General features: G+C 66.4%; 13 protein-coding genes. 6 read left to right on the top strand and 7 right to left on the bottom strand.

Translation table 11 applies throughout. The features are described 5' to 3' along the window. Nucleotides 1-34 precede the first annotated feature (34 nt). From RIT73_RS00665 to RIT73_RS00655, 3 genes are read left to right on the top strand one after another with little or no spacing between them, the layout of a single operon-like run. On the top strand, nt 35-556 hold the full coding sequence (locus RIT73_RS00665; protein ID WP_309130119.1) for an SRPBCC domain-containing protein: 522 nt from the start codon (nt 35-37) through the stop codon (nt 554-556). Further along, nucleotides 553-870, top strand: a complete 318-nt coding sequence (locus RIT73_RS00660; RefSeq protein ID WP_309130118.1) for a metalloregulator ArsR/SmtB family transcription factor — start codon at nt 553-555, stop codon at nt 868-870. Before RIT73_RS00665 ends, RIT73_RS00660 begins: the two co-directional genes overlap by 4 nt. Before the next feature lie 35 nt (nt 871-905). Beyond that, nucleotides 906-1730 (top strand): DUF899 family protein, encoded by an 825-nt coding sequence (locus tag RIT73_RS00655; protein WP_309130117.1) that lies wholly within the window; start codon nt 906-908, stop codon nt 1728-1730. Nucleotides 1731-1782: 52 nt separating this feature from the next. Here RIT73_RS00655 and RIT73_RS00650 read toward each other — a convergent pair whose 3' ends face one another. Next, complete coding sequence (locus RIT73_RS00650; RefSeq protein WP_309130116.1) at nt 1783-3519, bottom strand: replication-associated recombination protein A; 1737 nt, start codon at nt 3517-3519, stop codon at nt 1783-1785. 37 nt (nt 3520-3556) lie between these two features. Continuing rightward, nucleotides 3557-5338, bottom strand: a complete 1782-nt coding sequence (aspS, locus tag RIT73_RS00645; RefSeq protein WP_309130115.1) for an aspartate--tRNA ligase — start codon at nt 5336-5338, stop codon at nt 3557-3559. 144 nt (nt 5339-5482) lie between these two features. On the opposite strand from aspS, the gene RIT73_RS00640 reads away from it, so the two are divergent. Beyond that, the gene (locus tag RIT73_RS00640; RefSeq protein WP_309130114.1) at nt 5483-5830 is read left to right on the top strand and encodes a metalloregulator ArsR/SmtB family transcription factor; all 348 of its coding nucleotides are present in this window, start codon (nt 5483-5485) and stop codon (nt 5828-5830) included. Nucleotides 5831-5888: 58 nt separating this feature from the next. On the opposite strand, the gene hisS is transcribed toward RIT73_RS00640, so the two are convergent. Beyond that, entirely contained in the window at nt 5889-7223 is a 1335-nt protein-coding gene (hisS, locus tag RIT73_RS00635) for a histidine--tRNA ligase (protein WP_309130113.1), read from the bottom strand. 112 nt (nt 7224-7335) lie between these two features. After that, entirely contained in the window at nt 7336-7980 is a 645-nt protein-coding gene (locus RIT73_RS00630) for an MBL fold metallo-hydrolase (RefSeq protein ID WP_309130112.1), read from the bottom strand. Nucleotides 7981-8095: 115 nt separating this feature from the next. On the opposite strand from RIT73_RS00630, the gene RIT73_RS00625 reads away from it, so the two are divergent. Then, nucleotides 8096-9445 (top strand): DUF349 domain-containing protein, encoded by a 1350-nt coding sequence (locus tag RIT73_RS00625; RefSeq protein WP_309130111.1) that lies wholly within the window; start codon nt 8096-8098, stop codon nt 9443-9445. 191 nt (nt 9446-9636) lie between these two features. Next, nucleotides 9637-10203: a hypothetical protein gene (locus RIT73_RS00620; protein ID WP_309130110.1), complete on the top strand. Its 567-nt coding sequence runs from the start codon at nt 9637-9639 to the stop codon at nt 10201-10203. A 166-nt stretch (nt 10204-10369) separates the two neighbouring features. On the opposite strand, the gene RIT73_RS00615 is transcribed toward RIT73_RS00620, so the two are convergent. From RIT73_RS00615 to secD, 3 genes are read right to left on the bottom strand one after another with little or no spacing between them, the layout of a single operon-like run. Next, a complete protein-coding gene (locus tag RIT73_RS00615) occupies nt 10370-12667 on the bottom strand; it encodes a bifunctional (p)ppGpp synthetase/guanosine-3',5'-bis(diphosphate) 3'-pyrophosphohydrolase (RefSeq protein ID WP_309130109.1) in 2298 nt (765 codons plus the stop codon). 19 nt (nt 12668-12686) lie between these two features. Then, nucleotides 12687-13703 (bottom strand): protein translocase subunit SecF, encoded by a 1017-nt coding sequence (secF, locus tag RIT73_RS00610; protein WP_309130108.1) that lies wholly within the window; start codon nt 13701-13703, stop codon nt 12687-12689. Next, nucleotides 13700-15868 (bottom strand): protein translocase subunit SecD, encoded by a 2169-nt coding sequence (secD, locus tag RIT73_RS00605; RefSeq protein WP_309130367.1) that lies wholly within the window; start codon nt 15866-15868, stop codon nt 13700-13702. The genes secF and secD overlap by 4 nt, the downstream gene beginning before the upstream one ends. Nucleotides 15869-15920 lie beyond the last annotated feature (52 nt).

Here is a 15920-nt window from a genome sequence, read left to right as displayed (position 1 = left end):
TAGTTGCACCAAGTATCGGGAAGGAGAACTGGCCATGACCACCAATCCACCGGCTCACTGCGATGAGGAGTCATACACGGTGAGACGGACGATCCGGATCCACGCCGACGCCGCCAGGGTGTGGAAAGCCGTCACGGAACCACGCCACATCAGCCGCTGGTTCGCACAGACCGACATCGATACCCGCACCCGCTGCGGAACCATGCGATTCGACGATGACCCCGACCATCACTGCGGAACTGCGCGGTCCGACGACGAGACCGGCTCGATTCCGTTCGCAGTCGTCGCGTCCGTCGAGGAACGGTCGATCACTTACCGGTGGAACAACGACGAGGCGGCACCGCAGACTCCGGCGCGGTACACGCCGAAGTCGGCCACCGAATTCACCTTCACGCTGCGCCCGGACGGCCAGGACACGGTGCTCACGGTGGAGGAGACCGGCTTCGAACTCACCACCGATCCGCGCCGCAATCTGCACAGCCACACTGTGGGATGGACCTTCCAACTCGACAAACTCGTCACACTGTTCGACACGACCGCGGAGGCGGCCCGATGAGCACGCCCGACCTGGTCCCGATCTTCCACGCGCTGGGCGATCCCACCCGGTGGGACATTCTCAGTGCCCTGGCAGATGAGGACGCCTCCGCCTCCGAGCTCGCGGAGAAGATGCCGGTATCGCGCCAAGCGATCGCCAAACACCTCGACATGCTGGAGGCAGTCGGGTTGGTGACCTCCCGACAGGAAGGGCGCCACCGCAGATACCGGGCGCTCGGCTCCGAGCTCAGCACCGCCGCACGGAAGCTCGATGCCATCGGAGAACGCTGGCAGCGACGTCTGGAATCCATCAAGGTCATCGCCGAAGAGCTCTGATCCACCGCCACTGCATTGCAAGGAAGGGATGACCCATGACGAACAACCCCGAGAAGGCTCATGCTCGATGCTGCGCCTCACCCGCCGGTGCTCAAACCACGCCCGGCGACACTGTTCGGCTGAGCGCTACGAGGCCCGCGACCGAGAACGCCTATCCGGCTGCCGTCGCACGGGACGAGTTCGAGGAACAGATCCGGGAATTGAGGATCCGGGAGAAGCGGCATACACATGAGGCCGATGCCATTGCGGCCGCTCGACGACGACTGCCCATGGTGGAGGTTCCGGCCGACACGCCGCTGACCGGACCGGCCGGCACTGTCCCTCTCCTCGACGCCTTCGCCGGCCGCTCGCAGCTGATCAGTTATTACATGATGTGGCATCCCGGCTGTCCTGCCGCGGAACAGTGCGAAGGATGCACCTGGAACAATTCGCAGATGTCCGAGCTCTCCTACCTTCATGCCCGGGACATCACCTATGCGGTCTTCAGTCAGGGACCGTACGCAGAGAGCGCGAAGTACCACGAGTTCATGGGATGGTCGATGCCGTTGTATTCGGCGGCCGATTCGCTGGGCACCCTGTTGGAGGGCCGCACTCAGGGCATGATGCATCTGGTCTGCTACGTGCGTCGAGGCGATCGGATCTTCGAGACCTATTGGACGACGCTGCGTGGGGTCGAAGCGGTGGACACCAACTTCAGGCTGATGGACCTGACAGTCTGGGGCCGCCAAGGAGCATGGGAAGACTCCCCCGATGGATGGCCGCAGTACGACCACGACGGTCTCACCCGCATCGACGGTCGTCCCACGGCCCAGTGGCAACGTCTGCGGGCCGGCTTCGACGACGCCCTGAGCGTCTCCTGATCCGCCGACCACTGCGCCGAAACGTGTCAGGGCGCCGGTCGGCTCACCTGTCTCAGGAGCGCAGAATCCGCTGCAGGGTCTCGAGTCTCTCCTGCAGGGAGCGTTCGAGACCGTTGCCGGTCGGCTCGTAGTAGCGTTTCCCGGTCAGCGTGTCCGGCAGGTAGTCCTGCGGGGCGACGCCGTGTGGGTAGTCGTGGGAGTACTTGTAGCCCTTGCCGTGGCCGAGCTCCTTGGCCCCCGGATAGTGGGCGTCACGCAGGTGGAGGGGCACCTGGCCCGCGAACCCGTTCTTGACGTCGGCGATCGCCGCGTCGATGGCGCGGTAGGAGGCATTGGACTTCGGGGCCATCGCGAGATAGGTGACCGCCTCGGCGAGGGGAATGCGACCTTCGGGCATCCCGATGTTCGCCACCGCTGTCGAGGCGGCGACGGCGATCGGCAGGGCCTGCGGGTCGGCCATCCCGATGTCCTCGGCAGCGGAGATGACGATCCGGCGGGCGATGAAGCGCGGGTCCTCACCGGCCACGATCATGCGGGCGAGGTAGTGCAGAGCGGCGTCGACGTCGGAGCCGCGGATCGATTTGATGAACGCCGAGATGACGTCGTAGTGCTGATCGCCGTTCTTGTCGTAGCGCAGCACGGTTTCGCTGCTGGCTTCGGCGCACGCGGCCTCGGTGATCAGGATCGGCGCGGCTCCGCCGCCCGTGGCGTCGTCCTGGCCGGCGTCGTCCTGGCCGGCGTCGTCCGCCGAGGTGCCGTCTGCCGAGGCCTCGGCCCCCTTGGTCTCGCCATCCGCAGCAGAGTCCGCAACAGAGTCCGCAGCGTCGTCCGCAGCGTCGTCCGCAGCATCGGCCGAGCCGACATCATCCGCCGAGGCGTCGGCCTCCTCAGCATCCTCGGGGTCCCCGATGTTCTCTGACCCCTCCGAGCTCTCTGACCCCTCCGCGCTCTCTGACCCCTCCGAGCTCTCTGACTCCCCCGTGTTCTCTGACTCCTCTGCGCTCTCTGACTCCTCCGCGCTCTGCGCGAACTTCGCCTGCGCCGCCGCAATCCCGGCGGCCGCCTCGAGGACGGTCAGGGAGCGCCTCGCATCGGCTCCCGCGATCCGGACGATGAAGTCCTTGCCAGCGGGCTCGAGCTCGAACTGTCCGGCGAGTCCCCGTTCGCTGCTCACAGCGCGGTCGAGCAGCTTCGCGATCGCCGCGTCGTCGAGCGGCCGCAGAGTCAGCAGCAGGGACCGCGACAGCAGCGGTGAGATGACCGAGAACGACGGATTCTCCGTGGTCGCCGCGACGAGGACGACGAGACGGTTCTCCACCGCGGGCAGCAGGGCATCCTGCTGGGCCTTGGAGAACCGGTGGATCTCGTCGAGGAACAGCACCGTGGTCCGACCGTACATCTCGCGTTCGCGGCGGGCGGTCTCGATCACCTGGCGCACGTCCTTGACTCCGGCCGTGATGGCCGAGAGTTCGACGAATGTGCGCCCGGGAGCGTGGGAGATGACGTGGGCCAGCGTCGTCTTGCCGACTCCCGGCGGACCCCACAGGATCACCGAGGAGGCTCCTGCGCGGTCTCCCCCGCTCGCCTCGACGAGCTGGACCAGGGGCGAGCCGGGGAACGTCAGATGCTCCTGGCCGACCACCTCGGCGATGGTGCGCGGACGCATCCGCACCGCCAACGGGTCGAGGGCACGGCCGAGCTGAGATCCCGCTCCCGAAGGGCCGGCGCCCGGACCAGGGGAATCCTGGCTCGGGCCGCCGGTCGAGAAGAGGTCAGGGCCCTCTGTCATCGTCCGTCCTGTGTCATCAACTGCTCGGTGCCATCGACTATTCGGCGTCGTCGTCTTCCGGTTCGGCGTCGACGCCGGCCTGGGCGCGCTGCTCGGGCGTGATCGGTGCCGGAGCCTGCGTCAGCGGATCGTATCCGGCGCCGGTCTTCGGGAAGGCGATGACCTCGCGGATCGAATCGACGCCGGCCAGCAGGGACACGATGCGGTCCCAGCCGAAGGCGATTCCACCGTGCGGGGGTGCGCCGAACTTGAACGCCTCGAGGAGGAAGCCGAACTTCTCCTGTGCGTCCTCGTCGGAGATGCCCATGATCCGGAACACCCGCTCCTGGACGTCCCGGCGGTGGATGCGGATCGAGCCGCCGCCGATCTCGTTGCCGTTGCACACGATGTCGTAGGCGTAGGCCAGGGCTGCTCCCGGGTCCTCCTCGAGGGTGTCGAGGTACTCCGGCTTCGGCGCGGTGAAGGCGTGGTGGACGGCTGTCCACTGGCCGCTGCCGACAGCGACGTCACCGGAGGCCACGGCTTCGGCGGCGGGCTCGAACAGGGGTGCGTCGACGACCCACACGAAGGCCCAGTCGCCCTCCTTGATCAGTCCGGTGCGCTCGGCGATCTCGCGGCGGGCCGCACCGAGCAGCGCCCGTGAGCTCGAGGCGTCACCGGCGGCGAAGAAGATCGCGTCGCCCGGCTTCGCGCCCGCGGCCTCAACGAGCCCGGCTTTCTCGGCCTCGGAGATGTTCTTGGCCACGGGGCCGGTCAGAGTGCCGTCCTCGCCGACGAGGACGTAGGCCAGGCCCTTGGCGCCGCGCTGCTTCGCCCAATCCTGCCAGGCGTCGAGCTGACGGCGGGGCAGCGAGCCGCCGCCGGGGTGGACGACCGAACCGACGTAGGGCGCCTGGAAGACCCGGAACGGGGTGTCGGCGAAGTACGCGGTGAGGTTGTGCAGCTCGAGGCCGAAGCGCAGGTCGGGCTTGTCGCTGCCGTACTTCTCCATCGCCTCGTGATAGGTGATGTGCGGGATCGGGGTCTCGATGTCGTAGCCGATGAGCTTCCACAGGGCGCGGAGGATCTCCTCGGACAGCGCGATCACGTCCTCCTGCTCGACGAAGGAGGCCTCGATGTCGAGCTGGGTGAACTCGGGCTGCCGGTCGGCCCGGAAGTCCTCGTCGCGGTAGCAGCGGGCGATCTGGTAGTAGCGTTCCATGCCCGCCACCTGCAGCAGCTGTTTGAACAGCTGCGGCGACTGCGGGAGTGCGTACCAGGATCCGGGCTGCAGGCGCGCGGGGACGAGGAAGTCGCGGGCGCCCTCCGGGGTGGACCGGGTCAGGGTCGGGGTCTCGATCTCGACGAAGTCGTGCTCGTCGAGGACGCTGCGGGCGGCCTTGTTCACGGCCGAGCGCAGGCGCATCGTCGCCGCCGGGCCGGACCGGCGCAGGTCGAGGTAGCGGTAGCGCAGGCGGGTCTCCTCGCCCACGGTGCCGGAGTCCTCGGCATGGTCGGAGACCTGGAACGGCAGAGCCTGGGCCTCGGCAAGGATCTCGACCTTCGTGTCGACGATCTCGATCTCACCAGTGGGCAGGTTGGGGTTCGTGTTGCCCTCGGGACGCAGCGAGACGGTACCGGTGACCTTGACGACAGTCTCATTGCGCAGCGCATGGGCGTCGTCCTCGCGCACCACCACCTGGACGATTCCCGAAGCATCACGCAGATCGATGAAGGCGACGCCTCCGTGATCGCGACGACGGTCGACCCAGCCTGAGAGGGTGACTGTTTGTCCTGCATGGGAGGCTCGCAGGCTTCCGGATTCGTGGCTTCGCAGCACGTAGGGCTCCTTTACGATGTTTATGTGGCAGCGCGTGAACAATGATAGTCGCTCGGTCACCGGATCCCGCACGTCCGCCTGGGCGACGGCCCCGTCCGCAGGCACGTGAGCGATCCGCCCCCGCAGGCACGAGAAGAGGATGCAATGAGTGTCGAAGATCTCAGTTCGGAGCACCACTCCGCCCCCACCTCGGCGCAGGTCGAGGTGGCCGCGGAGACGTTCCGGATGCTGGCATCGAGCACCCGCCTGCGCCTGGTCTGGACCCTGGTCAACCAGGAACTCGACGTCTCGTCCCTCGCCGAGGCGATCGGCGCCGCCGTGCCCACGGTGAGTCAGCACTTGGCGAAGATGCGCTTGGCCGGCCTGATCTCCTCCCGCCGGGACGGCCGGAGGATCTTCTACACCGTCGACGACCCGCACGTGGTGTCGATGGTCCGCGAGATCTTCGATCACATCGCTCCGGACGGATCGCTGGCGCCGGACCCGATCTGAGCCCAGCGCCGAAGTGGCCGCGGTTCATGTGGCCCGTTCCCGGCGCCGGGCGCACCTCTCAGGCCCGGTAGACCCGCGGCCAGCGGTCGGCGGCGGCTGGCTCCCAGGTCTCGGGGTCGGCGGCAGACTGCTCGCCGGAGCGGATGTCCTTGATCTCGTGGCCGGCCTCACCGTCGGTGAACCACACGAACGGGATCTCCCTCTTCTCGGCGTAGCGGATCTGCTTCCCGAACTTCGCCGCGCTCGGTGAGACCTCGCAGGCGATGTCGCGGGAGCGCAGGGCCGTGGCCACGGCGTCCGCCTCGGCGCGGCGTTCCTCATCAGTCACGGCGACCACGACCACCGACGGAGTGCCGCGGGTGGCGGTGATGCCGGTCTCGGGGTCGAGGATGTGAGCCATCAGCCGTGACACGCCGATCGACATCCCGACTCCCGGGTAGTTCTTCTTGCCCACCTTGGCCAGTGAGTCGTATCGCCCTCCGGAGGCGACGGAACCGAGCTCTTCGTGGCCGAGCAGCTGGGTCTCGTAGACGGCTCCCGTGTAATAGTCGAGGCCGCGGGCGATCTTCAGCTGCGCCACGATGACGCCGGGGGCGCGTTCGTGCGCGGCCGCGAGCATGGTCGTCAGGGATGCGAGGCCCTCCTCGAGGAGCGGGTGCTCGACGCCCAGCGCCCGCACCTCGTCGGCGAAGTCGGGCGAGTCCGATTCGATCGCCGCGAGTGTCAGGCACAGCTGCTGCTGCCGCTCGTCCGCTCCGGCTTCGATGCTGAGCAGCCTCGCGACCTCCTCGGGTCCGACCTTGTCGTACTTGTCGAGGCAGCGCAGCACTGCCTGGATGTTCTCCAGCCCGATTCCGCGGGCGAACCCTTCGAGAAGGCGGCGGTCGTTGACGACGATCCGGATGCCGGGCACGCCGAGGGGCGCCAGCCGGGCGAAGGCGTCAGCGACGGCCAGTGGGATCTCGACCTCGAAGTGGCCCGGGAGGTCGGTGTCGGCGATGACGTCGATGTCGGCCTGGATGAACTCACGGTACCGGCCCTGCTGGGGGCGTTCGCCCCGCCACACCGGCTGGATGCGGGTGGCTTTGAAGGGGAAGGCGAGTTCGGCCGCATTGTCCGCGACGTAGCGGGCCAGCGGCACGGTGAGGTCGAAGTGCAGACCCAGGGGGTTGCGATCGGCGCCCTCGGAGTGGAGCCGGGAGAGGGCGAAGATCTCCTTGTCGATCTCCCCGTCCTTGGCCAGCTGGCTCAGAGGTTCGACCGCGCGGTGGTGGATGGAGGAGAATCCGTGCAGGGCGAAGGTGTGGTCGAGGATGTCGATGATCTTCTTCTCGATCACTCGTTGGGCCGGTAGCCTCTCCGGGAATCCGGACAGGCGGGCTGACTTCGCCATTGTTCTCCTAACTTAAGGGTGCAGCGCGAAACTCGGTGCGGCGTCGGCTGCGGTCTCGTGTCAATGCGGTCCGCGGACGTTGAAGGAGTCCGCGGATGTGGTGCGGCCCGACTCAGAGGAAGGGGTTGGTCGCCAATTCGTGACCGACCCGTGAGCGTGGACCGTGTCCAGGATAGATGGGAACGTCGGGCAGCGTGGTGAACGCCCGCAGTGTCGCCGCCATCGCCTCGGCGTCGCCTCCGGGCAGATCGACCCGCCCCATCGCCCCGGCGAAGACGACGTCACCGGTGAAGATGACCTCCTCGCCGTCCGCGCGCACGCGCAGCAGCGTCGATCCCTCGGTGTGCCCGGGGGCCGCGACCGCGGTGATGCTCAGGCCGGCGATCTCGAGGGTCTGACCGTCCTCGAGCCCTGCGACCGCGGGCGCCTTCCAGTCGCGCACGAGCGGTTCGAGCAGCGGTGCGAACTGCGGGCTCAGGGTCTCCGCCGGTTTCTCGAGGCGGTAGTGATCGGGCGTGCCGAGGTGCACCGGAACATCCCAGCGGGCCAGCACAGTGGTCAGGCCGAGGATGTGATCGGGGTGACCGTGGGTGAGGAAGACCGCCTGCGGGGCGAGCTGCTCCTCGGCGACCAGCCGCTCCAGCCCGGGCGCACAGTCGAATCCGGCGTCGACGAAGACGCACTCGTCCGTGCCGTCCGCGCGCACCGCGTAGCAGTTGACATCGAGGAATTCCGCCTGGGTCACAAATACGTCCATGGGCAGAGTCTAACGACAGGCCTGCGGATCGTTATGCTGGGATAACGTCAATATCGAGTGATCGGCCGGGAACGGATTCCCTGCCGGTTCGACCGATGGAAACAAGGTGAGAAACATGTCGACCCCGACACCGAAGCCAGTCCCTCGTCCCTCGTCGCTCCCCCGCCCCAAGGCGGCCGCCGTGACGGGAACGACAGTGGACCACGATGCCGAAGTCCACCGCGCGATGGCTCATGGACGAGCCGATGACGAGGGCAACGTCTTCGTCATCACCGCGGAGGGCGAACGCTCGGTCGGACAGTACCCCGACGCCGGAGCAGAGGCCGCGCTCGAGTACTTCGCGAAGAAGTACGTCGAACTGGTGGAGAACGCAGCTCACCTGCGCAACCGACTCTCAGCAGGCGCTCCCGGCCGCGATGTCGCAGCCGCCGCGAAAGCACTGCAGGAGACGCTGCCCGAAGCGAATGCCGTCGGAGACCTCAAGGGTCTGTCGGCGACCCTGGACACCCTGATCTCCGACGCCAAGTCCAGAGAGGCTCAGCAGTCCGCGCAGGCCGAGGCCGCGAAGCTGGCAGCGGTCGAGGAGCGCGAGGAGCTCGTCACCGAGGCCGAGGCCCTGGCCGGTCGCGATCCGGAGAAGATCCAGTGGAAGCAGTCGGGGGCACGGATGCGTGAGCTCTTCGACCTGTGGAAGGAGAAGCAGCGGACGGGCCCGAGGCTGCCCCGCGCGCTCGACCAGGAGCTCTGGGGACGCTTCTCCCAAGCGCGCACCACCTTTGAGCACAAGCGCAAGGAGCATTTCGCCGAGCTCGACAAGCTCAACTCCGAAGGCAAGCGGATCAAGGAGAAGATCGTCGCCGAGGCGGAGGGACTGTCCGGATCGACCGACTTCCGGCATGTGTCCAGCCAGTTCAAGGAGCTGATGAACCAGTGGAAGCGCGCCCCGCGCGCATCCCGGAAGGACGACGACGCCCTGTGGGCGCGGTTCCGTGCCGCACAGGACGTGTTCTTCGCCGCCCGCGACGCCGAGAACGCCGCCCTCGACGAGGAGTACAAGGGCAACCTCGAGGTCAAGGAAGCACTGCTGGGACGGGCACAGGCGCTCCTGCCGATCACGGATCCGGCTGCGGCGAAGAAGGAGCTGCGGGCGATCCAGGACGAATGGGAAGAGGCGGGCAAGGTGCCCCGCGCCGACGTCTCACGGATGGAGAACGGACTGCGCGAGGTCGAGCGGGCCCTGACCGAGGCCGAGGAAGAGGCGTGGAAGCGCAGCAACCCGGAGACCAAGGCACGCACCTCGGGAGCACTGAGCCAGCTCGACGATTCGATCACAGAGCTCGAGCTCAAGCTCGAGAAGGCTCGTGAGAGCGGGAATGAGAAGGCCGTCGCCGACGCGCAGGCCGCTCTCGACGCCCGTCGTGCCTGGCGGGACCAGCTCGCCCGCACAGCCGCCGAACTCAACTGACGGTCTGGCGTCCGCCGAGCTCAGCTGGCGGTCAGGCGTCCGTCGAGCTCGGCTGACAGTCAGGCGTCCGTCGAGCTCGGCTGACAGTCAGGTGTCCGTCGTCCACAGATCGCGGCGGACGAGTGGCAGGCGTGTCCACAGGCCGCGTCCGGGCTCTTGATAACGCTTCCATGCAGCGCGATAGTTGCTGCATGGAAGCGTTGTTTCATCTCCGGGACTACGGCTACGAGCATCTCACCGAGCTGACGATGGACGGTCTGCTCAGCCGACTGACGGAGTCGACCTGGGTGCGCACCGGCGCGGTGCTGGGCCCCGAGGACCGGATCGACGCTCTTCGCACGGAAGTGCCGCCTCGCCTCGTGCTCTCACATTCCACCGCCTGGTGGGTCTACACGGGTCTGGGCAGAGCCCCGAGCCCACTGTCGTTCATCACGTATCCGCGGCGCCGATTCGTCGACGACACCGACGCGGTCGTGCATGAGCTGCGGCTGAGCATCCACGACCGCACGACCATCAACGGCCTCGACATCACCACCGAAGATCGCACGCTCTACGACCTCCTGCTTCCCTTCGCGAGAACACGCGGTCAGGACGAGGACCGGCGGCAAAGGGCGATCCCCGCGGTCAGACACCTCGTCGAGGAGATGCCGCTGCCGGCGCGCCGGCGGTTCAGCCTCTACCTCGAAGGGCTCTCCCGGCGGCCCTACATCCAGCAGATCCGCGACATCTTCGCCCAGGTCCGGGCATCGATCGAATGATCGCCGGCGACCAACCGCGCAAGCCCCTCCAGCGTTCGAACGCTGACGCTCATCCAGCTTTCGAGAGCGACAGCTCAAACGGCTTTCGAACGCTGAAGCCCAACTCGCTTCCCAGCTTGGGCTCTGGGAAGCCCATCCCGCTTCCCAATGCCCAAGCTGCGCGCGTTCACCCTCCGGAGATGCGGTAGACGTCGAAGACGCCCTCGACCTTGCGCACTGCGGACAGCACGGTGCCCAGATGACTGGCATCGCTCATCTCGAAGACGAACTTCGACTGGGCGACCCTCGCCCTCGATGTGGCCACTGAGGCGGAGAGGATGTTGACGTGGGTGTCGGTGAGCGTCTTGGTGATGTCGGAGAGCAGGCCCGAGCGGTCGAGGGCCTCGACCTGGATCTGGACCAGGTATACGCCGCTCGTCTTGTCACCCCAGGAGACGTCGACCAGGCGCTCGGGTTCCCGCTTGAGCGAAGTGACGTTGGGACAGTCGACACGATGCACGGACACTCCTGATCCGCGGGTGACGAAGCCGATGATCTCGTCGCCCGGGACCGGAGTGCAGCATCGGGCGAGTTTGACGAGGACATCGTCGACGCCCTTGACGATGACGCCTTCGGAGGAGGACAGGTGCCCGGAGGACTGCCCGGTGCGGTTCCGAGGAGCCGGCGGGAGAACCGAGACCTCCTCCTCAGCGCCTACTTCCTTGGCCAGCAGGTCCGTGACGTGGGCGGCGGACACCGTGCCGTTGCCGATGGAGGCGTAGAGCGCGGAGACGTCGTTGAGCCGCAGATCGTTCGCGACAGTCTGCAGCGCCTCCTGATTCATCAGCGCCGAGGCGGACAGACTGTGCCTGCGCATCGCACGCGCCAGCTGTTCGCGGCCGCTGTCGATCGCCTCTTCGCGGCGTTCCTTCGAGAACCACTGGCGGATCTTGCTGCGGGCACGCGGGCTCTTGACGAAGCCCAGCCAGTCACGGCTGGGTCCGGCGTTCTCGTCCTTCGAGGTGAACACCTCGACGGAGTCACCGTTCTTCAGCTCCGTGTCGAGAGCGACGAGACGGCCGTTGACCCGGGCGCCCATGGTCTTATGACCCACCTCCGTGTGCACGGCATAGGCGAAGTCGACGGGTGTGGCGCCCGCCGGCAGACTCATCACATCGCCCTTGGGGGTGAAGACGTAGACCTCCTTCGAGTTCACCTCGTAGCGCAGGCTGTCGAGGAACTCGTCGGGGTCGCTGACCTCGCGCTGCCATTCGAGCAGCTGGCGCAGCCATGCGGCATCGTCGACCTCGCCGGCGTCGGAGACCTTGACCGAACGGGCGGTGTTCGAGGTGATCGCCTTGGAGGCGCTGCCCCGGTCCTTGTACTTCCAGTGCGCTGCGACTCCGAACTCGGCCCGGCGATCCATCTCGTGGGTGCGGATCTGGATCTCGACGGGCTTGCCATTGGGACCGATGACCGTGGTGTGCAGGCTCTGGTACATGTTGTACTTCGGCATCGCGATGTAGTCCTTGAACCGCCCGGGCACCGGGCTCCACCGGGAGTGGACGATTCCCAGGGTCGCGTAGCATTCGCGCACGGTCTCGACGAGGACCCGGACACCGACGAGGTCGTAGATGTCGGCGAACTCGTGCCCGCGGACGACCATCTTCTGGTAGATCGAGTAGTAGTGCTTGGGGCGACCCGTGATCGAGGATTCGATGCCGGACTTCACGAGCTCTGACTGCAGCTCCTTCGACACCGTCGAGAGGTACTTCTCGCGTTCGGGGGCGCGGTCGGCCACGAGGCGGACGACCTCGTCGTAGACCTTGGGGTGGAGCACTTGGAAGGACAGATCCTCGAGTTCCCACTTGATCGTGTTCATGCCCAGCCGGTGAGCCAGCGGGGCATAGATCTCGAGGGTCTCACGAGCCTTTTTGGCACTCGACGACGCAGGGACGAACCGCCACGTGCGCGCGTTGTGCAGGCGATCGGCGAGTTTGATCACGAGGACGCGGATGTCCTTGGCCATCGCCACGATCATCTTCCGCACGGTCTCCGACTGCGCGGCCTGACCGTAGGTGAGCTTGTCGAGCTTCGTGACCCCGTCGACCATAGCGGCGACTTCGGCGCCGAACTCGTCGGTCAGCTGCTGGAGGGAGTACTCGGTGTCCTCCACCGTGTCGTGCAGGAGGGCAGCGGCCAGTGTCACCGGCAGCATGCCGATCTCGGCAAGAATCGTGGCGACCGCGATCGGGTGAGTGATGTAGGGATCGCCGGACTTGCGGCTCTGACCGCGGTGGGCCACCTCGGCGACCTGGTAGGCCCTGACCACCAGGTCGGTGTCGGCTTTCGGGTGGTTCGCCTGCAGGGCCTGGATCATCGGGCCCAAGACGCGCGGGTAGCCAGGGTTGTTCTGCGCCCTGGCCGCCCACCAGGCTAGGCGGGAGATGCCTCGCGGACGGCGCGATTCAGCTGAAGAAGCCATGGCATCCCCTCTCTTCCGGTCAGACTTCGGCGTGGATCACCGGCGGAACGTCGTCCGCTCCGTTCCTCAATCGTAGTTCACGCACAGCTTCTTCCTGTTCCCGGACAGCGGGCTCGTTCGCCCTGAGCAGAGCGTAAAGAGGACTGGCGACGAACAGGGTCGAAGCTGCAGCGACAATCGTACCGATGAACAGCGACAGAGAGATATCGACCAGCGTGCCCGCACCCAGCATGAACACGCCGATGAACAGAATCGATGCGATGGGGAGGACCGAGACGACCGAGGTGTTGATCGAACGAACCGTGGTCTGGTTGATGCCCAGGTTGACGAGCTCGGAGAACTTGAGGTCGCGTTTGTCCTGGAACCGCGTCGTGTTCTCCCGGATCTTGTCGAAGACCACCACCGTGTCGTAGAGCGAGAAGCTCAGCACCGTGAGGAAGCCGATGACGGCTTCGGGGGTGACTTCGAACCCGGTGACGGAGTAGATGCCCATCGTCACGACCATGACGACGAACAGACCGACGATCGCCGCCAACGACATCTTCCAGGTGCGGAAGTACAGTGCCATCACGATCATGGCGATGGCGACGAAGATGATGAGAGCGCGGAACATCTTCTCGGTCACGTCCTGGCCCCATTGCGGGCCGACGAACGTCGAGGTGACGTCCTCGGCCGGGACCTCGTAGCCGGCGACCAGCGCGTCGCGGACTGCCTGCATCTGCGCGTCCGAGAGCTGGTTGGTCTCGATCTTCACCGCGGTGTCGCCCGTCGGGGTCAGACGCGGCTCGGACGCCGGTGCGACCTCGGTGACGATGCTCTCACCCTTGGTCGCCGAGGTGTCGCTGATGTTGTCGATCTGGAACTGCGAGCCGCCGCGGAACGCGATGCCGAGGTTGAACCCCGAGATCAGCGGAACGAGCAATGACAGCAGAACCAGGGCGCCGGAGATCATCAGCCAGAGCTTGGCTTTCCCGACGAACGGGATCGACGATTCACCGTTGTGGAGGCGGTTGCCCCAGGCGAAGAACCTCTTCACTTGTCTGCCTCCTCGTTGCGTGCTGCCTCTTCTGCGGCCTTCTGCGCGGCCGCCTTCCGTTCAGCGATCGACATGGCGGTCGCTCCGGCAGGGGCCGACGCCGACCTGCGCGAGGCGTCCTTCTTCGCCGGGCCGTGCTTCTTGGCTCTGCTTGCGGCCTTGCCGGACTTGCTTGCCGCCTTCTCAGCCGTGCTTGCCGACCTGTCGGCCTTGCCTGACGCCGTGTCAGCCGTGCTTGCGGCCTTGCCGTCTCGCGTGGGCGCCTCCACAGCCCCCTCCCGCTCCTCGGTCAGAACGGACCCTTCGGCCACCTCGGCGTCCAAGCCGACCTTCCGCGCACGAGCCTTCTCACGACGCTTCGTCTCTGGCTTCTTCTCACTGTCATCAAGGTCGATGCCCAACGCACCGCGGTAAGCGGCCGGCTTCACGCCGAGGAGGCGCGGATCCATACCCGACATCGGGTGGCCCTCGCCGAAGAACTTCGTCCGGGCGAGCACTTCGAGCATCGGGTGGGTGAAGAGGAAGACGATGAGGACGTCGACGATCACGGTCAGGCCGAGGGTGAACGCGAAGCCGCGCACCGATCCGACAGCCAGGATGTAGAGGATCACCGCGGCGAGCATGTTGACGGCCTTGGAGGCGTAGATCGTGCGCTTCGCGCGTTCCCAACCGACTTCGACGGCGGACAGCAGCATCCGGCCGCTGCGCAGTTCGTCTCGAACACGTTCGAAGTAGACGATGAACGAGTCAGCGGCCATGCCGATGCCGATGATGATGCCTGCCACTCCTGCCAAGGACAGCCGATAGCCGTATCTCCACGAGACGATGAGCAGCAGCAGGTACGTCAGGACGCCGGCGACGACGAGGCTCGAGACGGTGACCAGGCCGAGGACCCGGTACTGCAGGAGCGAGTAGACGACGACGAGGAGCAGACCGACGACGCCGGTGAGCAGACCGATCATCAGGTAGTTCGAGCCCAGGGTCGGCGAGATCTGCTGTTCGCTCTGGACCTGGAAGCTGATCGGGAGGGAGCCGTTCTTCAGCTGGTTGGCCAGCGTCTGCGCCTCGTCGAGGGTGAAGTTGCCGGAGATCTCGGCATTGCCGTCCGTGATGACTGCATTGGATGTCGGCGCGGAGAGCACGAGTCCGTCGAGAACGATGGCGAACTGGTTGTAGGGCTGCTGCTTGCCGGTGATGTCCGAGGTGATCTGCTTGAAGATCTCACGGCCCGTCGCGTCGAACTCGATGTTGACCGCCGGATTGTTCGTCTGGACGCCGTTGGCTCCGGCGGCATAGCCGAAGTTGGCGTCCGCCAGGTGGTCTCCGGAGAGCTCCACCGGTCCGAGGATGTATTTGGCCTGTCCGTCCTCCGCGCAGGAGACGACTGGCTCATCAGCAGGGAGCTGCTGACCGCCGGTGCGATTGCTCGGGTCGGTGCAGTCGAGTTCGCCGAACCGCTGCATGACCTTCTCGGTCTGCCACTTGTCCGCGTCCTTCTCTGGATCGAAGAGCGGCCGCGGGGTCGAATCGGTGACCTTGGACTGTCCGCTGTCGGCAGGCGGAGTGCCCTGAGCTTGTTTGGCGGATTCGGTCGTGGCGCCACCGGCGCGTACGACCTCGCCACCGCCGGACGGAGCCTGCTCCTCACCCTGAGTGCCTGCTTCGGAGTTGCCCTGAGCACCGGCATCGCCCTGACCGCCGGAATCACCGATCAGGTCTTCGAGGCGCTTGCGCTCTTCGTCGGAGAGCCCCTGGGAGGGATCACCGCCCTGTCCTCCGCCCTGCTCCTGCTCCTTCATGATCTGTTCCTGGGAGCGGGGGTCGCCGACAACGGCGACGCGCCGGAAGACCAGCTGCGCCGAGGACCGGACCAGTTCGCGGGTCTCCTCATCGGGGTTGCCGGGGAGATTCACGATGATGTTGCGGTCACCCTGGGTGGTGATCTCGGCTTCCGAGACACCTGTCGAGTCGACCCGCTGGCGGATGATCGCCACAGCCTGATCGAGCTGTTCCTTGCTGATCGCCGTGTCCTTCGACACCTGGGGCTCCAGGATGATCGAAGTCCCGCCTTCGAGATCGAGGGCGAGCTTGGGGCTGGTGGTGGCGTCGGACCACACCACTCCTGCGGCGAGAATGCCGAGGAGCAGTGCCGTCACGACCGTCAGCCACAGGAAGCGCAAACCAGGACGTGGCTTTTCTTCAATGTCGGACACGAGT

Origin of the sequence: Brevibacterium sp. (genome assembly GCF_031179145.1) — a bacterium.
Taxonomy (GTDB): Bacteria; Actinomycetota; Actinomycetes; order Actinomycetales; family Brevibacteriaceae; genus Brevibacterium.
The sequence above is the reverse complement of the archived record's forward strand: the minus strand, read 5'-3'. Positions and strand labels throughout refer to the sequence as shown.